Origin of the sequence: Necropsobacter massiliensis (genome assembly GCF_000827595.2) — a bacterium.
In the GTDB taxonomy this organism is placed as follows: Bacteria; Pseudomonadota; Gammaproteobacteria; order Enterobacterales; family Pasteurellaceae; genus Necropsobacter; species Necropsobacter massiliensis.
In genome coordinates, this window is sequence record NZ_LN776186.1 from 1 (window position 1) to 26,370 (window position 26,370).

A 26,370-nucleotide genomic window follows, 5' to 3' on the forward strand; every position below is an offset into this window, starting at 1 on the left:
AGCCAGCCCCAAGGGGGGGTGGTTTTTTCCAAATTTTCTGCGTTTCGGGGGGGGGACGCTACATATTAACCTCCCCCTTTCGGCTGACAAAAAGACTCCACCGCCGCAACACCAACCTCTTTAGCTGTTTCAACCAAGGCAGGCAGCGTCATATCCGCTTTTGCATCCAGCACCTCCAGCAACATCGGCAAACTGACACCGGTTACAATATCCGTATTCTCACCTCGTACTGTCGCTACTCGACTCGCCGCGTTATAAGGGCTGCCGCCAAATAAATCCACTAAAAATAACACCGGTTCATTTTCCGGCAGTGTTGCAATAATCGCATTATATTTTTCCACTAAATGCTCCCCACCCTCGCCGGGCAGGAAAGTCACTATATGAGTATGTTCATCCTCGCCGTACACCATCGCAGCGGAATTAACTAATTCCTGTGAAAATTTACCATGTGTCGCAACGATAATATGGGTCATTAATAACCTCCATTTAGATAGATTGAAATATCTGAAAAATCGTTTCAGCTAATTAAGCAAAAACCAAAGCAAACGTTTGCTTAATTAGCGCAAAGTTTAATTCGTAGAGAATTCACGTCAAATATATTTTTTGAAATCCGTGATCCCGATCAAATAAAAAACTATGATTTCTTTGATCATGCCGGCAGAAATAAACTCTAATAAAAATAAGGTGAACATAAAGTACAGCATGTTTTATCAAACTATTAATCCGCACTTATCTGTTATTAAGAAAATAGGCATTCCACCGGTCGTCTGCTTACAGCGTTACCGGATAGCGCCGACGTCGGACTTCACCGGACTCAGCCCTGCACGACTTAACTTGTTATTTAAATCAAATAATGCCCGCTCTTTTTCCGCGGCAGTCAATAAATTGACATGTTTATTCAGCAACGCCGCGGCCAGATTCCAAAACAAAATCATATTCACCGAAAACCCGTCCTGTTTTAAACGAACATAACAGTTAGCCGCGCCGACCGCCTTAAACGCAGCAATACTGCCAATCCCGATTTTCGCAAGCAATCTTTCATGTTTAATGGACAAATTAGGCAATTCTTTAATGCGATTTTTCTTAGCTAACGCCTCAGCCAAACGCTGTGCTTTAATTTGTTCGATAGAAAGCAAAAGCAACTCGCGACAATAGTCTTTATTCTGCATAATCGCTTTCGGCAAGCGATAATAATTACCAATATTCAAACCGATATTCTTAATTAAAGAAGAATAAGATACCGCGCCTTGACTTTCCAAATGAACAGCCAGTTCGGCTTCGGCACGTAAATAAAAATTGCCGTTTTGATATATGCCGAACATCAGGTCGTCCTTAAATAATCCGTAACCGGTAAATAAATTTCTGGCGGTGACATTACCGATAAGCTCGCTCAGCATCTGTCTGATTTCCAGTGTGTTTGCTTGTGTAACAGTCATCGTCATGGCACATTCCTCCTTGATTAAAAAAGCGACGAAATAATCTCTTATAGCATATAATTATTTTTCACAGGGCACTTATTAACAAACAAATTATGAATTTGTGATACGGATCGTGAAAATAGTATTTTTTGACTGCAAAACCGCAGTAAACTCGTCATAGCGGCTTGCTAATATGCTCGGTAATGCTAAACAATATGCAGCGAATGGATGCGCAACGGAATAATGAGCCTCCCATTGAGCAGATGTATTACACAATACACGAATTATTGAATAACAAGCTAAAAAGATCAAAATTTTGCTTGATACTGTATATCAATACAGTTAACATTATGCACAACTTAGGACAAACGATTTTGGCAGAGGTATGATAATGGCAATGACTACGGAAGAAGAAAAAGCCAAAGCACTGGCGGCGGCATTAGGTCAGATTGAAAAACAATTCGGTAAAGGCTCAATTATGAAACTGGGCGAAACTCAAACCTTGGATGTAGAAGCCGTATCTACCGGTTCTCTCAGTCTAGATGTCGCATTAGGCATCGGTGGTTTGCCGATGGGGCGGATTGTGGAGATTTTCGGGCCGGAATCTTCCGGTAAAACCACGCTGACCCTTTCAATTATTGCACAAGCGCAGAAAGAAGGAAAAACCTGCGCATTTATTGATGCGGAACATGCGCTGGATCCGATTTATGCCGCAAAACTCGGTGTGGATGTCAAGGAATTGTTGGTTTCACAGCCTGATAACGGTGAGCAGGCGCTAGAAATCTGCGATGCATTAGTCCGTTCCGGTGCGGTTGATGTGGTCATTGTGGACTCGGTGGCGGCATTAACGCCAAAAGCAGAAATTGAGGGCGATATGGGCGACTCCCACATGGGCTTACAGGCGCGTTTAATGTCACAGGCATTACGTAAATTAACCGCGCAGATTAAAACCTCAAACTGTCTGGTTGTCTTTATTAACCAAATCCGCATGAAAATCGGTGTCATGTTCGGTAATCCGGAAACCACGACCGGCGGTAACGCACTGAAATTCTATGCCTCCGTACGTCTGGATATTCGCCGTACCGGTTCAATTAAAGACGGTGATCAAGTTATCGGTAACGAAACGCGGGTAAAAGTGGTAAAAAACAAAGTGGCGCCGCCATTCCGTCAGGCGGATTTCCAGATTCTGTACGGCGAAGGCATTTCAAAGAACGGCGAGCTGATTGAACTCGGCGTTAAACACAAACTGGTTGAGAAATCAGGAGCATGGTATTCCTATAACGGTGAAAAAATTGGTCAAGGAAAAGCCAATGCGATGAAATGGTTAAACGAACATCCGGAACAAACCGCAGCGCTGGAAACCAAACTGCGCGCCGAATTATTGGCAAATCCGGATAAAACCTTAATGGCAGATATTGAACAGGCAGAACAGGAAACCATCGCCGATACCGACAGCGATTTCTAATGCAAACTGAAAAGTGCGGTTATTTTGACCGCACTTTTGCTTGATATGATTAATCACACAGGAAAATAAGGTGTCCTCTTTAGCACTCGGTTATGTAGTCGGCTTACTTGCGCGACGTGAATACAGCGAATTCGAACTGCGCGGCAAAATGCAGGAAAAAGGCTTTTCCGAGCAGGAAATTACGCAAACATTAGCTTATTGTCAGCAAAAACGCTGGCAGAACGATAAACGCTTCTGTGAAAACTATGTACATATCCGTTCGCAACGTGGCTATGGCATAAATCGAATCAAGCAGGAATTGTGCCAGCTTAAAGGTATTCAAAACGATACGATCAATGAGGTATTGTCAGAAAGCGAAATCGACTGGCAGGCGCTAGCGCTATCAGTATTACGCAAAAAATTTCCCGACTACGCCACCGCACAGGATTATAAATCCAAACAAAAAATCTGGCGCTATATGTTATCGCACGGATTTAGCGCAGAGCAATTTACCCCGCTGGTTGGACACTATGAAGAAGATCCGTGCTAAGCGGTCTTTGGGTAATCAAACAGTCTTGCGGAACATCAATCCGCATGATTTGATGAACTCGCTCAAACTGCCGGTTTTACCATGATGTCGCTGTTATAGATCACGCTTGTCAACATACATCATTTATTGGTTATATCCGGAGATTAATGTCATTAACGTGAACAAATTTAGTCACTGGCAAACCGCGCCGCAAGACATTTTCCGCGCGCTTACCACGCGCGCGGCACAGGTAAAGCCATCGCCTTTATTTCTACGTTAAAATAGCACCGCACTTAACCTTAAACCGAGAAATATTCCGCCCAAATTCCGCTATTCTACTTTGTACAAACCTCACGCGGTGATACACTATCGCCAATTTTTTTAACTCAAATCAGATGAAACAGGAATAAGAATGCGCGCGAGTAACTATTTGTTTTCGACTTTAAAAGAAACCCCGAACGACGCCCAAGTAGTCAGTCATCAATTGATGCTGCGAGCTGGTATGGTGCGGCCTTTGGCATCAGGGCTGTATAATTGGCTGCCGACCGGATTACGGGTGTTGAAAAAAGTGGAAAATATTATCCGTGAGGAAATGAACAAGAGCGGAGCCATTGAAGTGGAAATGCCAGTAGTACAGCCGGGCGAGCTGTGGCAGGAATCGGGGCGCTGGGAGCAATACGGACCGGAGCTATTGCGTTTTTCCGATCGCGGAAACCGTGATTTCGTGTTAGGACCAACACATGAAGAAGTGATTACCGATTTGGTTCGCCGCGAAGTAAGTTCTTATAAACAATTGCCGTTGAATTTATACCAGTTCCAAACCAAATTCCGTGATGAAGTACGCCCGCGTTTCGGCGTAATGCGCAGCCGCGAGTTTCTAATGAAAGATGCCTATTCTTTCCACACCAGTCGTGAAAGCCTACAGCAAACCTATGCGGTGATGTATCAAACTTACAGTAATATTTTCAGCCGGCTGGGGCTGGATTTTCGCGCGGTTCAGGCAGATACTGGTTCTATCGGTGGCAGCGCATCGCACGAATTTCAGGTTTTGGCACAAAGTGGCGAAGACGATATCGTCTTCTCGACCCAATCTGATTTCGCCGCCAATATCGAACTGGCGGAAGCCATTGCAAGCGGTGAACGCCAAGCGGCAACGGCAACCATGGAATTAGTGGACACACCGAATGCAAAAACCATCGCCGCCCTAGTGGAACAATTCAATCTGCCGATTGAAAAAACGGTCAAAACCCTGATTGTCAAAGGCGCAACGGAAGAACACCCATTGGTTGCACTGATTATCCGTGGCGATCACGAATTAAATGAAGTTAAAGCACAAAAACTCACATTAGTCGCCGAACCGTTGGAATTTGCCGACGAGGCGGACATCAAACGCAAAATCGGCGCCGGTGTCGGTTCTCTGGGACCGGTAAATCTGCCAATTCCGGCGATTATCGACCGTAGCGTCGCCATAATGAGCGATTTCGGTGCCGGCGCGAATATCGACGGCAAACATTATTTCAATATCAACTGGGAACGTGACGTCGCCCTGCCGCAAATCGCAGACTTGCGCAATGTGGTGGAAGGCGACATCAGCCCAGACGGCAAAGGAACATTATTGATTAAACGTGGCATTGAAGTGGGTCATATTTTCCAGCTGGGCACAAAATATTCCGAAGCAATGAATGCCGCAGTACAGGGCGAAGACGGTCGCCTGCAAGCAATGATGATGGGATGCTACGGCATCGGGGTCAGCCGTGTGGTTGCCGCCGCTATTGAGCAAAGCCACGATGAACGCGGGATTATCTGGCCGACAGATGCTATCGCACCGTTTACCGTCGCGATTGTGCCGATGAATATGCATAAATCGGAAAGTGTGCGTCAATACTGCGAAACGTTATACCGCACTTTAATTGAACAAGGAATCGATGTGATCTTTGATGATCGCAAAGAACGCCCGGGCGTTATGTTTGCGGATATGGAACTCATCGGCGTGCCTCACATGCTGGTGATTGGTGAAAAAAATCTGGCGAACGGCGAGATCGAATATAAAAACCGCCGTAGTGGCGAAAAACAGATGATCAACAAAGATCAATCAGTTGATTTTATTCACACACAGCTTAATGCCTAAACGTAAAATCGCTTTCTTAAAAAGGCAATCTTTTTATGTGCGCGAGGTGTTTATTTAACCGAGCGGCAACTTCGGATTGCCTTAGGCAAGATAAGCTCTGTCGACTTAAAAGTGCGGTGCAAAATTGCGGCATTTTCAGTATTTGCCGCAAAATAATGAAAATGTTCACCGCACTTTTACCAACACTCGATAGCGATTAATGGGTTTTCAGTTTATTCCAATATTTTTCATAAATATCCACCGCCTCGCCCACATCGCTTTGCAGAACGCCTTTTTCGACCTCCGCCGCCGGCGGGAATAATACCGGATTGTTAACTAATGCTGGATCAAGCAATGCTTTCACGCCTTCGTTCGGCATAGAAAAGCCCATACGTTCAATCACCACTTTGGCGCTTTCCGGACGCAGTAAGAAATCAATAAATTTATAGGCATTTTCCACATTCTTGGCACTTTGCGGAATGGCGTAATTGTCCATCCAAAAAATCGCCCCTTCCTGCGGATAAATAAAACGAATATTCGGATTTTCTTTATTTCCCAAATAAGCCGAACCGTTCCAGATCATACCCAATGCCACTTCGCCCTGCACATAAGGCACTTCCGGCGAATCGGAATTAAACACTTGCACGTTCGGCATTAATTTTAGCAACCGTTCATAGGCAGATTTGATCTCACTTTCGTTGGTGCTATTCGGTGATTTGCCGTCCAGCAGCAGCGCAATATGAAACACTTCGCGCGCGTCGCTAGTCAGCAGTACTTTGCCCTTATATTCCGGTTTCCACAAATCCGCCCAGCTCGTCACCTGCTGCGGATTGATATCTTCCGCATTCACACCAATGCCGGTTAACCCGTAAACATAAGGCAGCGAATACTGATTGCCGGGATCAAATTCCTTGTTTAATAAATGCGCTGGGATCTGCTTGAAATTGCTCAGTTTATGCTGATCCAGCGGCTGTAGCATGCCTTCTTTCGCCATTTTGCCCACATAATAGCTGGACGGAAAAACCAAATCATAGCCTGAGTTCTGGGAAATCAGTTTCAGTTTGGCATACATTTCCTCGTTGCTTTCAAAGGTGGAATAAATCACTTCAATGCCGGTTTCTTGAGTAAATTCCGCGATCAGCGTGGACGGAATATAGTCAGTCCAGTTATATACATACAGTTTTTCTTTGGCAAAGCTCAGCGTAGAAAAAAGGGCGAGAGTCATCAGGAAAAGAGATTTAGATAAGGTTGCAAAGATTTTTTTCAATTTATAGTCCTCCAAAGCCTTTGGCAAGGCAAAGTGCGGTTAAAAATAAGGCGGTTTTGACAAACGCCGATCGAATCACAATTCGGCGCTAAGTATAACAAATATTAACCGATTTTATAGTGAAAGATTTGACATCTCTTGCAATCGGAGTAAGATTCGCCTGACCTGTCGCATGCTGTGTGTTTTAAAGCTGGTCTGTGGCGGTCAAGCGAAAACATCAATAATGTCATAATCAATAGTCCCCAATATTTATCAAGGTTTTATGCTGCTTACCTATTCACATCAAGATCATGTCCGCTCTTATTATTCCGAAACCCGCAATCTGCATCTCCAACTTGCGCCGTTGGTTCACCGACAATCCGCCGATGTGTGCATTGTCGGCGCCGGTTTTTTCGGCTTATCTGCCGCCCTTGAGCTTGCCGAGCAAGGCAAAAGCGTGATTGTGTTGGAAGGTGCCAGAGTGGGATTCGGCGCCTCCGGTCGTAGCGGCGGTCAGGCGATTAACGGCTTTGAAGACGGCATTGACGAATACGTCAGACAAGTCGGCTTTGAAACCGCCGAAAAACTCTGGAAAATGTCGCTGGAAGCCATTGATATTATTGATGAGCGTATTAAAAAATACCACATTCAATGCGACTGGCGCAAAGGCTATGCCACACTGGCGTTAAATCACCGCCGGCTGGATGATCTGATCGCCGTGGAACAAACCAGCCGGGAATTGTTCGGGTATGCCAATATGCAGCTTTGGGATAAAGCGAAACTAGAACAGCATCTAGGCAGCCACATTTATCAAGGTGCGCTATTCGACAGCAATTCCGGTCATCTGCATCCGCTGAATTATTGTCTTGGCTTAGCCCGAGCCTGTCTGGATTTAGGCGTGCAGATTTATGAGCAATCGCCGGTTATCGACCTGCGCATCGGTAAAACCAAAGTGAAAGTGAAAACCGAAACCACCTCGGTGATCGCCAAAGACGTGGTATTAGCCACCAACGCCTATATCACCGCGTTGCCGAAAGGGATCCATCACGGTATTGCAAAAAAAATTCTGCCGGTAGAAAGCTTTATTATCGCCACCGAACCGCTGGATCAGAAAACCGCAGACAGCGTAATCAATAACGGCATGTCCGTCTGTGACAATAATTATTTGCTGGATTATTACCGTTTAAGCGCGGACAACCGCCTGTTGTTCGGCAGCGATTCCAGTTCCGAACATCATATGATCGACATTATGCGGCAAAATATGCTGAAGGTTTTTCCACAGCTGGAAAATGTCAAAATTGATTACGGCTGGGGCGGACCTATCGATATGACGATTAACGCCAATCCGCATTTCGGGCGCATCGCACCGAATATTTACTTCGCGCAAGGCTATTCCGGTCACGGTGTCGCCCTGACCGGTCTGGCGGGCAGAATTATCGCAGAAGCAATCGCCGGCAACGACGAACGCCTACGCACCTTTGAGGTACTCAAAGTGCCAACCGTACGCGGCGGACGTTTAAGCAAAAAAGCGGCGTTATTTATCGGCACCAATTATTATCGATTTTTAGATAAATATCGCTGATACCGCCACGGCGAAAAACGACAAAAACCAACGATTTTTCACCGCACTTTTATTCTCCTGTGATAATAACGCCGTAGTAACAGTTGCTCCCAAACGCTACGGCGTCTATTCGCCCGTTCATCACATCCATAGCATACGACGTATATCGCACCGCATGCCAGCGGCGCCATTTTTAACATATCAATGAACTTGGCTTAATTTCGCCCGCCTATTCCGTTTCTTCCTTTCGACCAGATTAAATTATTGCTGAAATAAAACCCTTGCCAATTGATTATAAAAAATCAAATAGATTATTTTTAGTCATTATTGTGATCCGCATCACTGTTTACTATAAAAAATTTCTATATACTTTTTTCCAGTTTAAACCGAGTGGCAAAGTGTCTTTATGGAAATATTAGTGATTGCAGACGATTTTACCGGCGCCAATGATACCGGGGTACAGTTTACTCATCAAGGCTTTTCGGCCGATGTCATACTGAATCCGGAAAACGTTTATTACGGCGAAGCGGATGTTGCGATCATCAATACCGACAGTCGCGCGATGACGATTGAAAACGCTCAAAAAGCGATAACACAAGCTATTCAACATCATGCCAATGTAAATACCATTTATAAAAAAATGGATTCCACGCTGCGAGGCAACATCGGTGCCGAACTGGAAAGCTGCTTGCGCGCAAGTCAGCGCAAGGCGGCTTTTGTTTGCACAGCGTTGCCGTCGGCACACCGACACATCAATAACGGTATATGTTATGTTGGCGAGCAGCCGTTGCTGGAAACAGAATTCGCCACCGACCCAAAAACGCCGGTCATTTCCTCAACAGTAAAATCAATTATTGCGGCGCAAACCCGTATTCCGATTGTGGAAATCAAGTTGCATCAACTGAGAAATACCGATTGCCAACCAATTATTGCATCAAGTATGGCGGGGCATTCTCCCTGCATTATTGCTTTTGATGCGGAACGGGAATCGGATTTGGCACGGATTGCGGCGTTAATCCGCCCGTACCACGCCTTAGCCGTCATTGCCGGTTCAGCGGGGCTTGCTAAGTATATTCTGCCGAAAAAACGACCGCACTTTTTACCTCCAAGCGCCTTACCGATGCTGTTTGTGGCGGGTTCAATGAGCGAAATCACCCGCCGCCAGATCGATTATGTCAAGTCGCATCATGACATTGCCAGCGTCGATATTGCGATCGAGCGGCTGTTAGAAGAACAGGATTATATTGCATTTGCGGCACAACAAGCGACGGATCTTTTAAAGCGAAAACAACACGTTATTTTAAAAACCGAAAATTCGGCAGACCGCCGTCATCATATTGAGGATTTATGCCGTCGGTTTCATCTTGACCGCGCTCAGTTAGGCGAGCGGATTTGTCGGCAACTATCGACACTGGTTAAGCAGATTTTAACCCAGCTCAACTTCCAACTCTCCGCCCTGTTTTTAACCGGCGGTGATATTGCGGTCGGGGCGGCAAAGGCGTTAGGGCTGAAACATTATCGTATTCTCGGCGAAATCGAAAACGGCGTGCCGTACGGTTATTTTCCGGCAAGTTCACTGGCACATATTCCCGTCATCACGAAAGCGGGCGGGCTGGGCTCAGTTTCCGTTTTGCAAAATACCCTAGATTTTATTCGGGATCTAAACAAGGAGTAGAAAATGAAACCAATATTAGGCATTACAATGGGCGACGCGGCGGGCATCGGTCCGGAAGTCATCATTAAGGCACTGGAAGATAAACGAATTTATGAATTGGCGCATCCCATTGTGATTGGCGATAAGAAAATCATGCAGCGCGCGCTGGCTATCGTTCATTCGAGCTTGGTGTTAAGAACGGTGGCAGACGTCGAGCATTTTAACGCACAGTTCGGCTATATCGACATGCTGGATTTGGATAATCTACCGGCGGATTTGCCTTTTGCCAACGTCGATCCGCGCGCGGGCAGAGCCGCTTACGAGTATATTGAAAAAGCGGTGAATTTAACGCTGGATAACAAAATTCACGCCATTGTCACCGCACCGTTAAACAAAGAAGCCTTACACGCCGGCGGTAAACACTTTCCGGGACACACCGAAATTTTGGCGCATTTAAGTCATACCTCCGACTATTCCATGATGCTGACCAGCGAAAAATTAAACGTTATTCACGTCACCACCCACGTTCAGCTGCGCAAAGCCTGTGATCTGGTCAAGAAAAAACGAGTGCTGAAAGTGATTGAACTGGCAGATGAATATACCAAAATGCTCGGCATTACCGAACCGCGTATCGCCGTTGCTGGGCTAAATCCGCACGCTGGCGAAAACGGTATGTTCGGCGACGAAGACGCTGTCGAAATCCTACCGGCGGTACAACAGGCACGCCAAAATGGCCTGAACGTAAGCGGACCGATTGCGCCGGATACGGTCTTTCACCGTGCGGCAAATTTAGACGAATTCGATATTGTGGTGGTGATGTATCACGACCAAGGTCATATCCCGATTAAAGTGCTCGGTTTTGATAGCGGCGTTAATGTCACCGTTGGACTACCGTTTATCCGCACCTCTGTCGATCACGGTACCGCATTCCCTATCGCCGGCAAAGGCATCGCCGACAGCCGCAGCATGACTGAAGCCCTATACCTCGGCGCCAAAATGGCAAATGTGAAATATGCAAATAAGTAAGGAAAAAACCATGTTTAAACCCCAAGGTATTGTCACGCCGGTTTTAACCGCACTTGACGAAAATGAACAATTCAATCCGCAAGCCTATAAAGCATTTATCGATTATTTGATTGAGGCAGGTGTGCACGGCATTTTCCCGCTGGGTACAAACGGCGAATTCTATGCCTTTAACCAACAGGAAAAACTGGACATCATTAAAACAGCGGTTGACGCGGTGAACGGTCGCGTCCCCGTTTATGCCGGCGTCGGTTGCATTACGACCAAAGAAACCGTTGAATTTTCAAAACAAGTCTTGGATCTCGGTGTGGACGTGTTATCGGTAATCTCACCGTATTTCGTTGCCGTCAGTCAGGATGATCTTTACCGTCATTTCAGCACAATCGCCAAAAACGTCAACGCGCCGATTTTGATGTACAACATCCCGGCACGCACCGGCAACAATATTGATTATAAAACCCTAAAAAGACTGGCTGAATTCGACAACATCATCGGCATTAAAGACAGCAGCGGAAATTTTGATAATTCATTGAAATATATTGAAAACACCAACCCAAGATTAAGTGTTATGGCAGGTAGCGATTCCCTGATTTTGTGGACATTATTAGCCGGCGGCACAGGCGCTATCAGTGGCTGTTCCAACGTATTCCCAGAACTGATGGTTTCAATCTATGACTATTGGCAGCAAGGGGATATTGAAAAAGCCAACGAAGCGCAGAAAAAAATCCGCCATTTCCGCAACGTCATGCAAATGGGCAACCCAAATTCTGTGGTAAAACGCGCCGCACTTTTACGCGGTCACAACGTCGGCCCAGCAAGAGAACCTTCCAACTGCGCCAATGCGGTAATCGATAACGCATTGCGGGATGTTTTTAAATTGTATGATTGACTTATGTAACGGAGCTTATATTTATGGCTAATCAAATCTACTCACTTTTTCATACTAACAAAGTTATCGGCGGTGTTAATAGCATCGAACAGATTACCGAAGTAGTAAAAGGATATAATGCTAGTAATGTCATTATTATCACTGATCCTGGTGTATTTAATGCTGGATTGGTAAATAAACCGAAAATGCTATTGGAACAAGCAAATATTACCGTACATATTATTAATGATACCCCGCCAGAACCACCGCTAAAAAAAGTGAACCAAATTTACCAAACAGCGAAACAATTCAATGCTGAAATGCTAATTGGAATAGGCGGCGGTAGTGCAATGGATACTGCTAAATTAGTGGCGATTTTGCTAAATAATGATGTTGAATTACAAGATATTGTGGATGGCAAAACAAGATTTATAAACCGTGGCATTCCAACATTAATGGTTCCAACTACATCCGGCACAGGTTCAGAAGCAACACCGAACTCAATCGTTCTTATTCCTGAACGTGAGTTAAAAGTCGGTGTTGTTGATGAAAAAATGCTACCGAATTGTGTCATTTTAGATCCGACAATGACTGTTGGTTTACCACCACACATTACTGCAAACACAGGTATCGATGCACTTTGCCATGCCGTAGAATGTTATATCTCTAAAAAGGCAAGTCCATTTAGTGACACTTTTGCATTAAAAGCCGTTGAATTGATTGGTCGTAGTATTCGTACTGCTTATCGAAACGGGAAGAACTTACAAGCCCGTGAAGATATGTTACTAGGTTCTTACTTCGGTGGCGCATCAATCGCGACATCAAGTACAGTAGCAATTCATGCGTTATCTTATCCATTGGGAGGCAAATATCACATCCCACACGGACTATCCAATGCGATCTTATTACCTGATGTCATGAAATTTAATCTTGATGTTTGCGAAGAGAAATTTGCCAAGCTCGCAAATGCAATGAATTTAGACATACAAGGTTGTACTCAACGCCAAGCGGCAGAAAAACTGATTGAAGAATTCTATGCACTAATTCGTGATCTAAATATCAAATGCGATCTAAAGGCTGTGGGTATTACAAAAGACACATTAAGTGAACTTGCCGATGCCGCGTTAACGGTAAAACGCTTGCTTGATAACAATCCGAAAGAGATGACCAAAACGGATATTATTGAGATCTATAAAAAAATTATCTAACTCCAGCTCTAAACTTATCTTTATTGAAGCTAAATGCAGCTGATAATGAATGTATTGTTTTGAGCTTATCTATCAACCCTGATCATTTTTATATTAATTCAATAGCATCATCAAGGAGGCTATTTATGACAACTCAAATGATCATTGCATTAGCAATTACGATTTTCATGATTATTTTAATCATGAGAGACAAACTTCCTTTCGGAGCACCTCCACTTATTGCCTGCCTCTTATTAGTCATAACAGGAGTAGTGGATATTAAAACTGCTTTTGGCGGTTTTGCAAATTCAACCATTATGATGCTTGCAGCATTTATGGCTATCATCGCCGCTTTACAAAAAACCAGTTTTATCACTACGTTTAAATCAACCATATTTAACATGGCTAAAAAGGGTGGTTTCAAAGCCTACACTCTTCTGATTTTAGTTGTTATGCTAGGAACAAGTCTTTTTGGTACAGGCTCTACAGCTTATTATGTGCTGGTGATAGGACTTTTGTCAGCACTACCAGAAAACAAAGCGCTTGCCCCCTCTAAAGTCTTGATGCCTGCCGGTTTTGCAGCGAATCACCCTCTAGCGCCATTTAATACCGCTTTACAATATGGCGTTACCGTTGCTGTATTGGAAGCGGCCGGAGCAGTTACTAATGTTAACTTAATTCAATTCTCACTCGTAAACTTAGTTCTTTCACTCAGTTTCCTGGCTTGGTCATTATTAGCCTATAAAATCTTGCCAGAACATCCGATTTCTACATCTACTGGCGAGTATAACGATAATTTAACGGAAAGAAATAGAACTCAGCTTACCAAAAAACAAGAATTAGTAACCTACTTCTCTTTCGTGCTCGCTGTTATCGGTATGATTGTACAAAGTTACGTTGGCGATGCCGGTTATGCACTGACAGGTCTTGCCGTTATGCCAATCTTCTTAGCCGGCGTATTGGACTTTACAGAAATAAGAAATGCTATTAGTGCGCCAATTATTCTTATGTCAGCCGGGGTTATAGGGGTTGCTGATGCCTTAGGCAGTACGGGACTTACAGAAATGGTTGGTAAGTCTGTTGCAGATTTACTAGGTTCTGATATTAACCCATTCTTATTAATTTTCACTTTCTGTATTTTAACAAGCCTATTAGCAACCTTAACTGGTTCGACGCTTGGTACGGTATATGTATTTGCACCATTAGCTATTGCAACATGTTTACAACTTGGGTTCAATCCAACTGCTGCAGCAACAGCTATTGTTATCTCAGGTTGGTGCGGACATTTCCTCCCGGTAGACGGCATGCCTGCATTAATTATGGGAACGGGTAAGTATACAATGATTGAATTTTGGAAATTTACTATTCCGCAATACTTTATTCGCTTACTTGCTCTTACAGCTGGTTCCCTGATTCTATTTCCAGTTTAATAGGAGAAATAAAATGACTGAAAGAATGATTAAATTAGATTTATCCGGTAAAGTTGTTGTAAATCCGAATGATACGGCACGCAAAGATGCTTATTTACCGACAGAATGTGTACAAAACCACGCAGCTAATTTATTCCCATTACCAAACAGTGATTTGCTCTGTACTTGGTTTGGTGGAACACAAGAGGGAATCTCTGATATTTCAGCTTATTTCTCTCGTTTAAAAAAAGGAACTGACACATGGTCTCCGGCAGTAAAACTTTCCAATGATCCAACTCGTTCTGAGCAAAACCCTGTGTTTTTCTTAGATCCTGACAATATTTTATGGATTTTATATACCGCTCAAATTTCAGGCAATCAAGATACCGCCATTGTTCGCTGTCGCAAATCAACAGACTTTGGTGAAACTTGGGGAAATATTGAAGTCTTACTTGAAGATCCAAATAAAGGTATTTTTATTCGCCAACCAATCGTAGTCCTAGATAATGGTAATTGGTTATTACCCGTGTTCTATTGCATTGCGAGACCAGGTGAAAAATGGGTCGGCAGCTATGATACAAGTGCGGTAATGATTTCCAGCGATAAAGGAAAAACATGGCGTTCTGTTGATGTACCAAACAGTACAGGTTGCGTTCATATGAATGTGTTAAAACTCAAAGACGGCAGTTTATACGCACTTTATCGTAGCCGTTGGGCAGACTATATTTATGAAAGCCGTTCCACTGATAACGGCGAAACATGGTCAGAGCCTAAAACTCTCCCGCTGCCAAATAACAACGCATCAATTCAAGCGGATGTGCTTGATAATGGTGATATTGCTTTAGTGTTTAATAACTCAAATGCAAAAGATGCCAAAGAACGCCGTCTCTCACTCTATGATGAAATTGAAGATGAAAGTGAAGAACAGAAAAAGGAAGCGGAATTGATAGAGGGACAGCGCAATGCCTTTTGGGGGGCGCCTCGCGCTCCAATGTCGTTAGCTATTTCAACTGATAATGGGCTAACTTGGCCTTATATCCGCAATTTAGATGAAGGCGATGGTTACTGCATGTCCAATAACTCAAGAGAACAATTAAACCGTGAACTTTCTTACCCAAGTATTAAACAAGGGCTCGACGGCAAATTACATATTGCTTACACATTTTATCGCCTAGCAATTAAATATGTTTGCGTTGATGTATCTTGGGTTAAAAACGTTTAACTCTAACGATGTCATTCGAAAGAATGACATCCCTTTAATAGGAGAATATTATGATTGCCGGAAATACGAAAATTTTAAATTTAGCAACCTTACCTAAATCACTTTATGCTATTTTATCGCATCCTGAATTTACCCTGGAAAAATTACAATCTTTACCTGACGGAAAATATCAACCAGAAGGTACCACGTGGTTTTGTAACGTTGGTGATTCTCAAACTTCGCCCGCAGAAATTCGCCATACGGAATTTCACAAAAATTACCTTGATATTCAATTAATTTTGAAAGGTAAGGAAATTATTCATTACAGCCTAACAAATGCTATCGGACAAAGTGCGGTCGAAAAGAAACCGGATTTGTATATTTTAGATAAACCCATTCTAACTAATAGCATCTTGTTATGTACCGGTGACTTTGTTACGTTTTATCCTGGCGAACCACACCAGGCACTCTGTATGGTAAAAGAACCCGCTACAGTGCGAAAGGCCGTTTTTAAAGTGCCGAAAGAAATGATTTAATACTCTTCAGACGTCAGTAAGTGCTGACGTTTTTTATTAAATTCAATGAAATAAAAACACCAATACGTCAATATATTAGCTTTAAGTATTTTATTAGGAGTTCTTATGTTATTACCTAGTTTTGCCATTGTTGGCGGTTTATTACTTTTGATTTGGTCAGCAGATCGTTTTGTAGATGGTGCAGCAGCAACGGCACGCCATTTTGGTATGCCGCAGTTGTTAATCGGTATCGTAATTATCGGCTTTGGTACATCAGCACCGGAAATGATAGTATCAGCTTTTTCTGCCATTAACGGTAATCCTGGTATTGCACTTGGTAACGCCTACGGCTCAAATATCACAAACATTGGGCTGATCCTAGGTTTAACTTCATTAATATTACCGTTAGTGGTAAATTCACAAGTATTAAAGCAAGAATTACCGATACTGATTTTTGTAACTATACTTTCTGCCTTTTTGGTTATAGATGGTAAAGTATCTCGTTTAGAAGCATGGATTTTACTTGGCGTGTTTTTTCTTTATATGACTTGGTCGATTTGGAACGGTTTACATAATAGAAATGACAGTTTAGCAAATGACGTAAAAGAAGAATTACAAGAGCAAGCATATATGCCATTTGGTAAAGCGTTAATGTGGGTCGCAATTGGTTTAGCCCTATTAATGGGTAGTTCACAGTTACTTGTGTGGGGAGCGGTAGAAGTTGCTCATTACTTTGGAGTGAGCGATTTAGTGGTTGGCTTAACCATTGTGGCAATCGGTACATCATTACCTGAACTTGCATCATCTATTGTTGCGGCTCATAAAAATGAAGTAGACCTAGCAGTAGGCAATATTATCGGTTCAAACTTATTTAACACACTTGCTGTGGTAGGTATTGCAGGCGCGATCTCGCCAATGCAGGCAGGGCAAGAAATATTTACACGCGATATGCTCGTGATGTCAGTACTAACAGTGTTATTGTTGATCTTTGGCTTTAGCAAGAAAGGGCAAATTAATCGTGTTAAAGGCTTAATTTTCTTGCTGGCATATATTAGTTACAATTTTTACCTATTTAAAACAGCGATTTAATTTTTGATTAAATCAAGCAAAGTGCGGTCAAAATTTTTCTTTTTTCGGCTGCACTTATGTTTATCTGTGTGGCAAGATATTGAATAAAAAATACAATTAATTTAGTGTAGAAAAAACAATCACTCATTGTTAGAATAAGTAACCGTTCAAAATAATAAACAATACGCCATGTCCCAAAACCGTCTAGAACAAATAATGCTGTTCTTAAAAAGCCATAATATTGCTACGGTAGAACAGCTCGTTAAAGTCACAAATTCATCGCCTGCCACAATTCGTCGCGATTTGATTAAGCTGAATGAAGAAGGCGCGGTTATCCGTACCCATGGTGGAGTCAGTCTGAATCAGTTTATTCCGTTTCAACCAACCACTAATGAAAAGCAATTTCAGCAAATCGTCGAAAAAGAGCATATCGCCGAATATGCGGTTTCGTTAATCTCGCCGGGAGATTCTGTTGTTTTAGATGCGGGAACCACAACCTTATGTATTGCCAAAAAAATTGCCCATATACCGTTGCGGGTAATTACGACGGATTTACATATATCCCTGTTACTTTCCGACTATAAACAAATCGAACTGATTATTACCGGCGGTCGTGTGGATAACAGTAGCCAATCCTGTATCGGCAATCATGGGTTAACTTTTCTGCAAAATCTCAATCCGGATATTGCGTTCATCAGCTGTAATTCGTGGAGTAAAGCCAAAGGCGTAACAGCGCCAACGGAAGAAAAAGCCTGTTTAAAAAGATACTTACAGCAAAATGCCGGCAAGCGAGTGTTGGTCGCAGACAGCAGTAAATACGGAAAATATTCGCTATATTGTGCTGCACCATTAAATCAGTTTACCGATATTATTACCGACAAGGGCTTGCCCACTAAGGATAAAAAAGAGCTGGAAAGTGGCGGTTTTAATCTCGCTTTAGTATAAAAACAAGGCGGCAATCTATTGTCGTTAAGCATAAAAACATGGCGTATTTATTGTCTTTGATCAATTCTTATCTGATTTCTCTGAACCCATTGTCTGTCAAATCCGCATAATTAAACGGCAAGCAGACTGTGGCAACGATATACAAAGCAACAGTTATTGACGCTGTTCTCTTCGCATCTTACGAACACCATCGCCTACAATCAGCGCCATGGCGAGGATCAAACAAATAAACAGCGGATAGGTTTCAGGGCTGATTGTTTCGCCGATAAGCAGCGAAATAGTCAGCATCATGACCGGTTCAACATAACCGAGCAGCCCAAGCAAATTAATCGGCAGGATATTACTGGCGGCGATATAGGAATTAAAAGCAATACCGCTGAGTAGCCCAAGCGCAAACAGCAGCCACATAATATGCGGGTTGATGGCGCTGATTTGAGCGATATCCACCTGCCAGGCAAAGTAAATACATACCGGCAACAACAAAATGATTTCAATGGCAAAACTGGCAATATCCGCCATATTCAGCCATTTTCTCAGCATAAAATACAGCGCATAACCGAATACCGCCGTGCTTTCCCATGATAAGCCGCCTTTTATCGCAATATTGAACAGCACACCGGCGGCGGCGATGCCAATCGCCCATGCGCGCAAAGTGGAAATATTTTCTTTGAAAAATACACGTCCACAGGCAACCAACACCAACGGCAACAATAAATAACCAAACGAAACGCTGAGTGCGCTGCCGTTGTTCGGCGCCCACAGGAAAAGCCACATCTGAAAGCCCATCATCGCGCTGTTAAAGCAGAACACCAGCAACAACCAAGGTTGCCGTTTAATGCGTCTTAAGTGAGAAACCAGTACATATTTCTGTTTGAAAACAAAAATCGCCGCAATAATAAAAGGCACGGTAAACACCACGCGGTAGCCGAAAATATCTTCACCGTTTAACGGCAGCAGCAAGGTGGAAAAATAATAGATATAACCGAATAACACCGACGCGAAAAGCGAGAAAGCGACACCTTTTACCATAGTTCACCAAAACGTTGCAAAACCATACCGCACTTTACCCTAACATTTGCCAAAATGCACGGATTAACGGTAATTCCAGCGATTTCTTTTGTACGCACAAACCCAAATCAAAGGGGGCAATCGGCGTATCGACGGCAAGCGTCGAGATTTGGCTGTTCAACGGGCTGTTTTTGATCACCACATCAGGCAACATTGCCAGACCGCAGCCCAACGCAACCATAGACACAATGCCCTCATGCCCGGCAACAGTGGCATAAATTGTCGGATGTTTGATTTTCTTTTGCCGAAACCATTGGTCAATACGCTGACGCGCCGGTCCTTCCACCGGCAGAATAAAAGGAATCTTCTGCCAATCGGGCGGATTGTGCTGCAACAGTTGCGTTGCCGTACAAGCAATGCGCGGCGCCACTAAAGATAGCGTAATATCATCAATATAATGAAACATCATATTCTGCGGCAGCGTCGCCGGTCTGCCCGCCAGTGCCAGATCGACCTGCTGCTGTTGTACCAATTGCAGTGCCAGTGCCGGATCGCCGGTGGTGAGCTGAATTTCCACTTTCGGATAGCGGGAACGGAATTTTTCCAGCACTTGCGGTAAATGGCTGTAAGCCGCGGTCACCGAGCAAAACAGCTTTAATTCGCCGCTCAATTCCTCCTGATTGACGCGTAGCTGCTGTTGCAGTTGCGACCATTGCTGCCGATTCTGACGCGCGAATTGGAGAAAGATTTCACCCGCCGGAGTAAGCGACACCTGACGATTATCGCGCAACAATAACGTCTGCCCCAATTCCTCTTCCATGCGCTGAATCCGACGGGATAAAGTGGAAGGCGAGGTATGCTTTTGCGCCGCGGTTTTGCTGAAATTGCGGCTGTCGGCAAGATGTAAAAAAATATTGAGATCGTCAAAGTCCATCGTCATCACACTGAATGAAAGTTATCTTTATGGTTAAACGTGCGGTGAATATTATATGAATTTAAAAACGCAACAAAAACCGACCGCACTTTGCCCCAGCATAATTTGAGATTGCGAAAAATGCAATATTAAATCCCGATAATATCAATTTACGCAACAATCAAAAAGCGTATAATCATTCGTAGCAAACCCCGCATCAGCACCACTATTTATACAGAGGATGAAAAATGGCTAACTATTTCAATACATTAAACTTACGTCAGCAATTAGATCAATTAGGTCGCTGCCGTTTTATGGCGCGTGAAGAATTTGCCGACGAGGCGAATTTTCTGAAAGGCAAAAAAATTGTGATTATCGGCTGCGGCGCGCAAGGATTAAATCAAGGACTCAATATGCGCGATTCCGGCTTGGATATCAGCTATGCTCTGCGCCCGCAGGCGATTGCGGAAAAACGCGCCTCCTTCCAACGGGCAACCGAAAACGGGTTTAACGTGGGCAGCTATGAAGAACTGATTCCCACTGCCGATTTGGTGATTAATCTCACCCCGGACAAACAGCACAGTAAAGTTGTAGCAGATGTGCAGCCGTTAATCAAACAAGGCGCGGCACTGGGCTATTCCCACGGTTTGAATATCGTTGAAGTGGGCGAACAGATCCGCAAAGACATTACCGTCGTGATGGTGGCGCCGAAATGTCCGGGTACTGAAGTGCGCGAAGAATACAAACGCGGATTCGGCGTGCCGACGCTGATCGCCGTACATCCGGAAAATGATCCGCAGGGCGAAGGCTTGGCCATTGCTAAAGCATGGGCGGCGGCAACCGGTGCTCATCGTGCCGGCGTGTTGGAATCGTCTTTCGTGGCAGAAGTAAAATCCGATTTAATGGGCGAACAAACCATCTTGTGCGGTATGCTACAAGCGGGTTCTCTGGTGTGTTACGACAAACTGGTGGCGGACGGCAAAGACCCGGCATACGCAGGCAAACTGATCCAATACGGCTGGGAAACCATTACCGAGGCTTTAAAACAGGGCGGTATCACCCTGATGATGGATCGCTTGTCCAACAGCGCAAAATTACGCGCCTTTGCACTTGCTGAACAGATTAAAGAAAAACTGGATTTCCTGTTCAAAAAACATATGGATGATATTATCAGTGGCGAATTCTCCCGAGTGATGATGGAAGACTGGGCAAACGGCGATGTCAACTTACTAAAATGGCGTGAAGAAACCGGTAAAACCGCATTCGAAAACGCCCCGAAAGCGGACGGTATTAAGATCAGCGAACAGGAATATTTCGACAACGGCGTATTAATGATCGCAATGGTGAAAGCCGGCGTCGAGCTGGCGTTCGATACCATGGTTTCCACCGGAATCTATGAAGAATCCGCCTATTATGAATCGCTGCATGAATTGCCGTTAATCGCCAACACCATCGCACGTAAACGTCTGTACGAAATGAATGTGGTGATCTCCGATACTGCGGAATACGGTAACTATCTGTTTGCCAATGTGGCGGCGCCGATTCTGGCAAAAGACATCATTCCACAGTTACAACGCGGTGATTTAGGTGAGCCAACACCGGCGGGCGATATCGACAACATCACATTACGCGATGTTAACGATGCGATTCGCAACCACCCGGTTGAGCTCATCGGTCAGGAGCTGCGCGGTTATATGACCGACATGAAACGCCTTTCCTCACAAGGTTAAGCCAATCTACAAGCCAGTCTGCGGACTGGCTTTTCGTTTTTCAGGCACACAAGGAGCGAAAAATGAAACTCTGGTATTCCACCACTAGCCCGTTTGTGCGCAAAGTCCGTGCAGTGGCGCATTATCATCATCTACAAGATCGCATCGAATTACTGCTGGTTACCCGCCCGTTTCTAGCACAATCTCCGCATAACCGAGACAACCCTTTAGGGCGCGTGCCAGCATTACAGTTGGATAACGGCGACTGGCTACTGAACAGCAGTGTTATCGCCGAATATCTGGATTCTATCGGCACGGCACAAAGCCTGTTTCCGAAACATGCCGAGCGCTGGAAAGTAATGGAACTCTATGCCCTCGCGGAAGGCGTACTGGAAAATCTGACCGGCTTAATGCTGCCGGAACGTATGTTCCGTCCGCAGCAGGAATGGTGGCTTGAACGCCATCAGCAAATTCTGCACAGAAACGACCGCACTTTAACGTTGATTGAACAGCAACTGAAACCGTTCGGAACGCAACTGAACATCGGCACGCTTTATACCGTCTGCCTGCTCGACTTTCTGCGCTTTCGCCATAGCGTGACCGGCGCCGACAACTACCGTGCGCTGCCGCAACTGACGCAATGGGCAGACGACATGAACGCGCAATATCCTTGTCTGGCAACAACCAAGCCGGTAATGCCGCCACAATAAAGTGCGGTCGGAATTGCCGATGTTTTTCAAGCAAAGCCGGTTAGCCGGCTTTTTTTCGTTAATTGAACGAAGTGTTTTCCCGCCCAAAACTGGTCAGACCATTTTTCATTTGTGTTCTCTTATTTTTTATTAAAAAATAACGCGCTTTTATCATTACACATTATAAAAAACGTTATTGACATACTTTTAAGGGGCAATCTGATGAAAACTCACGGATTTCGCAACACATTCATTTGTCTTTCCGTTGGTTGTTGCTTAGGCGTTGCGGCAAATGCTGACGAAGGAGAAAACGAGCCTATCCAAAACCCACACGAGCTTATCGGCTTAACCGCGCAAATCGCTGCACAATATTCAGGGCAAGGGGTCAATCTCGGCGTAGTGGACAGCGGGTTTATGCTGGAACATCCGCAATTTAACCAACATACAATACATCCATTGGTTCTGGAGGTGGAAGAAAAAGGCGAGAAAATTGTTATTGATCCGCGTAAATACGATACCGACATGGAAACAGACGAGCAAGGCAAAAAACACAAGGTTTACGCCATGCACGGCGGGCAAGTCAGCGGGATTATCGGCGCCCAATCACTACCGCAAGTCGGTTATCACGGCGGGGTGGCGAAAGGCAGCAACCTTTATCTCGCTCAATACGAACCGAACGGCGATCGCGATAATGAAGAAAATGACGATAATAATGCACAACGCCGCAACAACGCACGCCGAGCCAGCGCACAGGACGATTCGCTGTTACAAGGCAAAGATGCCGAAGGACAGCGTGTACTGCTGGCGGCGGCACTGAAAAAAGTGGCGGAAAATAACGTACTTGCCATTAACAACAGCTGGAACGAAGATGCCATCGGCAACAGCGCGCAGGCGCTGGATAACCGCTATCAACAGTACATTACCCGCCATAGCAATGACAACCGTCTGCTGCAAGGCATCAAACAAACCATTGAAAAAAACGTTTTGCTGGTTTTTGCCGCCGGCAATGAAAGCAAACAACAGCCGGGAATTCTCGCCGCCTTGCCGCGTTATCTGCCGGCGCTGGAATCCCATTATTTATCCGTGGTCGCAGTAGACAAAAATAAAACTCTGGCTAGCTATTCCAATCACTGCGGTGTCAGTAAAAACTGGTGTATCGCCGCGCCCGGCGATTTAACCGTACTGTCCACCGACGGTGCGGAACAAGGGAAGAAAATACCGAACTTACAGAATCAATCAGGTACCTCATTTGCCGCACCGACCGTTACCGCCTCACTTGCCATACTCAAACAGCGCTTTTCCTATTTCACCCCGACTCAGGTGCGCGATACCTTGCTGACTACCGCCACGGATTTGGGGAAAAAAGGCGTGGACGAGCAATATGGTTGGGGGCTGGTGAACATTTCCAAGGCAATTGGCGGTCCTACGGCACTGTTACGTGATGAAACTTATCAGGTAAGCCAAAACGATTTTTGGTCAAACCCATTGACCACAGAATTCGCTCTGAGCAAAGCGGGCAACGCCGTATTAACCCTAAACGGTAACAACAACCGCATTCGCACGCTGCATATCAACGCGGGGAAACTGGTGTTAAACGGCACCACCTCTGCCGATACGGTCGATAACCGCGCCACCTTAGGTCTGACTTCGCTAAATATACGTCAGACCTACCATTCCGCCGCGGACAGTCGGCTGGAAATCTTATCGTCGCAAGGCATCAGCGCACAGGGCAAACACGTCCACGTTACGCTGGGCGGTACGCTGAGCGTTGCAGAATCGCTAAAACATCATCGCCGAGCCGGTGATACAATCAGCCATATTCTCACCCTGAAAGACGGCGCGACGTATCGCGGCGGATTTCTGGAAGTTGAAAAAAGTGCGGTGCTTTCTCAGCAAGGATTGCGTCAGGATTTATATTTCAACGCTGACGGCATCACCTTAAAAGCCAATAAAAATCAGGCGATCACCGATCCAAACGCCAGCGCCAACGGACAAAGCGGCTTGCACCTGCTCAATGCGCTGCGCGATACTCAACTCGCATGGCGACAAGGGCGTTATAACGACTGGCTGCAACAGGCGGTGGAAAAGCATAATCTACAGCATTTTCATTACGCCGTCGGTAACGGTATTTATGCCGACAGCATGGAATTTCTGCGACATAGCGCCAGCGCCCAGCTGAGCCAAAGCGCAAATCAGCTGTATCACTACCGCAATTTGGCGGCACAGCAAGTAACGGTATGGACACAGGCACAGGGCGAGCAATACCGCAGCGACAACATGCCCGCAGTGGAAAAAGCCCAGTTCACCACCCGTGGCAGCGAACTGGGACTGGCATACAAAGCAGACCATAACATCCTACTTAGCGCCCGTCTTAATGCACTGAAAACCAATATCCATAAAGGACAGGCAAATTCAACGCTGAAACAACGCAGCGCAAGTGCAGCAATACGTTACATGCCGGCATCGCGCGGTTGGTTTACCGATGCCGCCGCCCATCTGGCGCATCTTCATTATCATCAACAACGTACCTTTAACGGCACAACGCTGGCATCGGGAAAAACTAAAGGGCATCTGAGCGGCGGCGAACTGCGTGGCGGTTACGGGTTACAGGTCGGTCGCTGGCAGACCGAACCAAGCATCGGTTTACAATTGATACATGTAAGCATGAAAGCCTTGCGCGAAAACGGCGAATTTGCCCTGACGACACCGCGTTTGCGCTATACTGACGTAAATCTGGTTGCCAGCGTGCGACTAAACACCCGCTTTATATTATCTGACTGGCAAATTAGTCCGCATTTCGTCGTTGACTACGGCTATCGCCTTAACGGCGCAACAACCACAGTGCACAGTCGCTTTGACACAATTGCGCTAAACAGCAAGGCTACCGCATTTGGGCGCGACGGTTTGGACGTCGGCACCGGCATACGGTTCACCTACGGCAGCTGGTTTTTCGGCACAGAAATCAAACAACGGGTATTCCGACACGGCAGCGGAACCGATATTACCGCCCGACTCGGCGTGAGTTTCTAAGCCGATTTCTTATGTAACGTAAAAATGCGGTGGAAATTTTCTAATTTTTCACCGCACTTTTGTACTGATTCTTTTTGCCGCCGAGGCTGAACTAATCGCGAAAAAAAGCGACAAAGTAACAGTCAATCAAGACAATAACATAAGGAACTAACGATGGATTTTAACAGCATTTTAAATCAAGTACTCACCGCCGCCAAAGAACAGGTCGGCAAAACCATGGAAAGTGATTCTACCGTAGACAAAATCACCAAAGCCGGTGGCGGTGCTGCTGCAATCGGTATTCTGTCAATGATTCTCGGACGCAACGGCGGTGCCGGTTTAACCAAACTGGGATCACTGGCGGCATTGGGCAGCCTTGCTTATCAGGCATATCAACAATACCAGCAAAGCCAGAGCCAAAGCAGCGCACCGGTTGCGCAAGAAGCGTTTACCGACGCGGAACAAAACGCCGACAGCAGTAAACTTATCCTGCAAGTGATGATTGCCGCCGCGGCAGCCGACGGCACAATCACCGACGCAGAAAAACAGGCGATTATCGCCGAAGCGGGCAATAATCCGGAATTATCTCAATGGCTGCAACAGCAAATCGACCACCCGATTTCCATTGCAGACATCGCTGCACAAACCGGCAACGACCCGGCACTGGCAGCCCAGGTTTATCTCGCCGCCCGCGTAGCCTGCGCCGATTTAGATCGTAAAGAAATCGTCTTCCTGTCAAACCTTGCTGAAGCGCTAAACCTAGACGACGCACTGGTCGAACAATTGGAAAAACAGGCGGGGTTTTAAATTAACATCGGATTAAAAAATAGGTCGGTTTAAACCCGACTTTTTTATGTGAATATCGAT

Annotated in this window: 21 protein-coding genes and 1 pseudogene; 17 read left to right on the plus strand and 5 right to left on the minus strand. The window is 45.2% G+C overall.

All coding sequences use genetic code 11. The features are described from left to right. Positions 1-77: 77 nt before the first annotated feature. Positions 78-473, minus strand: a pseudogene (locus BN3349_RS07095) (PTS sugar transporter subunit IIA); the annotation flags it as partial. A gap of 306 nt (positions 474-779) precedes the next feature. Further along, a complete protein-coding gene (locus BN3349_RS07100) occupies positions 780-1,436 on the minus strand; it encodes a TfoX/Sxy family DNA transformation protein (protein WP_040976725.1) in 657 nt (218 codons plus the stop codon). 379 nt (positions 1,437-1,815) lie between these two features. On the opposite strand from BN3349_RS07100, the gene recA reads away from it, so the two are divergent. The 3 genes from recA (at position 1,816) to proS (ending at position 5,519) form a co-directional block, all read left to right on the plus strand. Next, a complete protein-coding gene (gene recA / locus BN3349_RS07105) occupies positions 1,816-2,883 on the plus strand; it encodes a recombinase RecA (protein ID WP_040976726.1) in 1,068 nt (355 codons plus the stop codon). A 70-nt stretch (positions 2,884-2,953) separates the two neighbouring features. After that, positions 2,954-3,412, plus strand: a complete 459-nt coding sequence (recX, locus tag BN3349_RS07110; RefSeq protein ID WP_040976654.1) for a recombination regulator RecX — start codon at positions 2,954-2,956, stop codon at positions 3,410-3,412. Positions 3,413-3,803: 391 nt separating this feature from the next. Next, positions 3,804-5,519 (plus strand): proline--tRNA ligase, encoded by a 1,716-nt coding sequence (gene proS, locus BN3349_RS07115; protein WP_040976655.1) that lies wholly within the window; start codon positions 3,804-3,806, stop codon positions 5,517-5,519. A 196-nt stretch (positions 5,520-5,715) separates the two neighbouring features. Here proS and BN3349_RS07120 read toward each other — a convergent pair whose 3' ends face one another. Further along, on the minus strand, positions 5,716-6,765 hold the full coding sequence (locus tag BN3349_RS07120) for an extracellular solute-binding protein (RefSeq protein ID WP_040976656.1): 1,050 nt from the start codon (positions 6,763-6,765) through the stop codon (positions 5,716-5,718). 265 nt (positions 6,766-7,030) lie between these two features. On the opposite strand from BN3349_RS07120, the gene BN3349_RS07125 reads away from it, so the two are divergent. The 10 genes from BN3349_RS07125 (at position 7,031) to BN3349_RS07170 (ending at position 18,175) form a co-directional block, all read left to right on the plus strand. After that, the gene (locus tag BN3349_RS07125; protein ID WP_040976727.1) at positions 7,031-8,326 is read left to right on the plus strand and encodes an NAD(P)/FAD-dependent oxidoreductase; all 1,296 of its coding nucleotides are present in this window, start codon (positions 7,031-7,033) and stop codon (positions 8,324-8,326) included. A gap of 385 nt (positions 8,327-8,711) precedes the next feature. Next, a complete protein-coding gene (gene dtnK / locus BN3349_RS07130) occupies positions 8,712-9,980 on the plus strand; it encodes a D-threonate kinase (RefSeq protein WP_040976657.1) in 1,269 nt (422 codons plus the stop codon). Between the two features lie 3 nt (positions 9,981-9,983). Next, the gene (gene pdxA / locus BN3349_RS07135) at positions 9,984-10,985 is read left to right on the plus strand and encodes a 4-hydroxythreonine-4-phosphate dehydrogenase PdxA (RefSeq protein ID WP_040976658.1); all 1,002 of its coding nucleotides are present in this window, start codon (positions 9,984-9,986) and stop codon (positions 10,983-10,985) included. A 10-nt stretch (positions 10,986-10,995) separates the two neighbouring features. Next, complete coding sequence (locus BN3349_RS07140) at positions 10,996-11,871, plus strand: dihydrodipicolinate synthase family protein (protein ID WP_040976659.1); 876 nt, start codon at positions 10,996-10,998, stop codon at positions 11,869-11,871. 23 nt (positions 11,872-11,894) lie between these two features. Next, positions 11,895-13,058 carry an iron-containing alcohol dehydrogenase gene (locus BN3349_RS07145; RefSeq protein ID WP_040976660.1) on the plus strand — a complete coding sequence of 388 codons (1,164 nt, stop codon included), beginning with the start codon at positions 11,895-11,897 and terminating at the stop codon, positions 13,056-13,058. A 125-nt stretch (positions 13,059-13,183) separates the two neighbouring features. Beyond that, the gene (locus BN3349_RS07150) at positions 13,184-14,467 is read left to right on the plus strand and encodes an SLC13 family permease (RefSeq protein WP_040976661.1); all 1,284 of its coding nucleotides are present in this window, start codon (positions 13,184-13,186) and stop codon (positions 14,465-14,467) included. A gap of 13 nt (positions 14,468-14,480) precedes the next feature. Next, positions 14,481-15,668 (plus strand): sialidase family protein, encoded by a 1,188-nt coding sequence (locus BN3349_RS07155; protein ID WP_040976662.1) that lies wholly within the window; start codon positions 14,481-14,483, stop codon positions 15,666-15,668. A 50-nt stretch (positions 15,669-15,718) separates the two neighbouring features. After that, the gene (locus BN3349_RS07160) at positions 15,719-16,183 is read left to right on the plus strand and encodes a NanQ anomerase/TabA/YiaL family protein (protein ID WP_040976663.1); all 465 of its coding nucleotides are present in this window, start codon (positions 15,719-15,721) and stop codon (positions 16,181-16,183) included. Between the two features lie 105 nt (positions 16,184-16,288). Continuing rightward, entirely contained in the window at positions 16,289-17,251 is a 963-nt protein-coding gene (locus BN3349_RS07165; RefSeq protein WP_040976664.1) for a calcium/sodium antiporter, read from the plus strand. A gap of 168 nt (positions 17,252-17,419) precedes the next feature. Then, on the plus strand, positions 17,420-18,175 hold the full coding sequence (locus tag BN3349_RS07170) for a DeoR/GlpR family DNA-binding transcription regulator (RefSeq protein WP_040976665.1): 756 nt from the start codon (positions 17,420-17,422) through the stop codon (positions 18,173-18,175). 153 nt (positions 18,176-18,328) lie between these two features. Here BN3349_RS07170 and rarD read toward each other — a convergent pair whose 3' ends face one another. After that, positions 18,329-19,204, minus strand: a complete 876-nt coding sequence (gene rarD / locus BN3349_RS07175) for an EamA family transporter RarD (protein ID WP_040976666.1) — start codon at positions 19,202-19,204, stop codon at positions 18,329-18,331. 34 nt (positions 19,205-19,238) lie between these two features. Further along, positions 19,239-20,117 carry an HTH-type transcriptional activator IlvY gene (gene ilvY / locus BN3349_RS07180; protein ID WP_040976728.1) on the minus strand — a complete coding sequence of 293 codons (879 nt, stop codon included), beginning with the start codon at positions 20,115-20,117 and terminating at the stop codon, positions 19,239-19,241. 227 nt (positions 20,118-20,344) lie between these two features. Between ilvY and ilvC the strand changes: the two genes are divergently transcribed. The 4 genes from ilvC (at position 20,345) to BN3349_RS07200 (ending at position 26,310) form a co-directional block, all read left to right on the plus strand. Continuing rightward, positions 20,345-21,826 carry a ketol-acid reductoisomerase gene (ilvC, locus tag BN3349_RS07185; protein ID WP_040976667.1) on the plus strand — a complete coding sequence of 494 codons (1,482 nt, stop codon included), beginning with the start codon at positions 20,345-20,347 and terminating at the stop codon, positions 21,824-21,826. Between the two features lie 62 nt (positions 21,827-21,888). Beyond that, positions 21,889-22,515, plus strand: a complete 627-nt coding sequence (locus BN3349_RS07190) for a glutathione S-transferase N-terminal domain-containing protein (protein ID WP_040976668.1) — start codon at positions 21,889-21,891, stop codon at positions 22,513-22,515. A 201-nt stretch (positions 22,516-22,716) separates the two neighbouring features. Then, positions 22,717-25,524, plus strand: coding sequence for a S8 family peptidase (locus BN3349_RS07195; protein WP_048736213.1), 2,808 nt, complete (start codon positions 22,717-22,719; stop codon positions 25,522-25,524). A 153-nt stretch (positions 25,525-25,677) separates the two neighbouring features. Continuing rightward, on the plus strand, positions 25,678-26,310 hold the full coding sequence (locus BN3349_RS07200; RefSeq protein ID WP_040976669.1) for a tellurite resistance TerB family protein: 633 nt from the start codon (positions 25,678-25,680) through the stop codon (positions 26,308-26,310). Positions 26,311-26,370 lie beyond the last annotated feature (60 nt).

What these genes read in the sequence shown, in the direction of transcription:
- BN3349_RS07100 (WP_040976725.1), bottom strand. Translation starts at nt 1,436, where the DNA reads ATGACTGTTACACAAGCAAACACACTGGAAATCAGACAGATGCTGAGC.
- recA (WP_040976726.1), top strand. Translation starts at nt 1,816, where the DNA reads ATGACTACGGAAGAAGAAAAAGCCAAAGCACTGGCGGCGGCATTAGGT.
- proS (WP_040976655.1), top strand. Translation starts at nt 3,804, where the DNA reads ATGCGCGCGAGTAACTATTTGTTTTCGACTTTAAAAGAAACCCCGAAC.
- dtnK (WP_040976657.1), top strand. Translation starts at nt 8,712, where the DNA reads ATGGAAATATTAGTGATTGCAGACGATTTTACCGGCGCCAATGATACC.
- pdxA (WP_040976658.1), top strand. Translation starts at nt 9,984, where the DNA reads ATGAAACCAATATTAGGCATTACAATGGGCGACGCGGCGGGCATCGGT.
- BN3349_RS07140 (WP_040976659.1), top strand. Translation starts at nt 10,996, where the DNA reads ATGTTTAAACCCCAAGGTATTGTCACGCCGGTTTTAACCGCACTTGAC.
- BN3349_RS07145 (WP_040976660.1), top strand. Translation starts at nt 11,895, where the DNA reads ATGGCTAATCAAATCTACTCACTTTTTCATACTAACAAAGTTATCGGC.
- BN3349_RS07150 (WP_040976661.1), top strand. Translation starts at nt 13,184, where the DNA reads ATGACAACTCAAATGATCATTGCATTAGCAATTACGATTTTCATGATT.
- BN3349_RS07155 (WP_040976662.1), top strand. Translation starts at nt 14,481, where the DNA reads ATGACTGAAAGAATGATTAAATTAGATTTATCCGGTAAAGTTGTTGTA.
- BN3349_RS07160 (WP_040976663.1), top strand. Translation starts at nt 15,719, where the DNA reads ATGATTGCCGGAAATACGAAAATTTTAAATTTAGCAACCTTACCTAAA.
- BN3349_RS07165 (WP_040976664.1), top strand. Translation starts at nt 16,289, where the DNA reads ATGTTATTACCTAGTTTTGCCATTGTTGGCGGTTTATTACTTTTGATT.
- BN3349_RS07170 (WP_040976665.1), top strand. Translation starts at nt 17,420, where the DNA reads ATGTCCCAAAACCGTCTAGAACAAATAATGCTGTTCTTAAAAAGCCAT.
- rarD (WP_040976666.1), bottom strand. Translation starts at nt 19,204, where the DNA reads ATGGTAAAAGGTGTCGCTTTCTCGCTTTTCGCGTCGGTGTTATTCGGT.
- ilvY (WP_040976728.1), bottom strand. Translation starts at nt 20,117, where the DNA reads ATGGACTTTGACGATCTCAATATTTTTTTACATCTTGCCGACAGCCGC.
- ilvC (WP_040976667.1), top strand. Translation starts at nt 20,345, where the DNA reads ATGGCTAACTATTTCAATACATTAAACTTACGTCAGCAATTAGATCAA.
- BN3349_RS07190 (WP_040976668.1), top strand. Translation starts at nt 21,889, where the DNA reads ATGAAACTCTGGTATTCCACCACTAGCCCGTTTGTGCGCAAAGTCCGT.
- BN3349_RS07195 (WP_048736213.1), top strand. Translation starts at nt 22,717, where the DNA reads ATGAAAACTCACGGATTTCGCAACACATTCATTTGTCTTTCCGTTGGT.
- BN3349_RS07200 (WP_040976669.1), top strand. Translation starts at nt 25,678, where the DNA reads ATGGATTTTAACAGCATTTTAAATCAAGTACTCACCGCCGCCAAAGAA.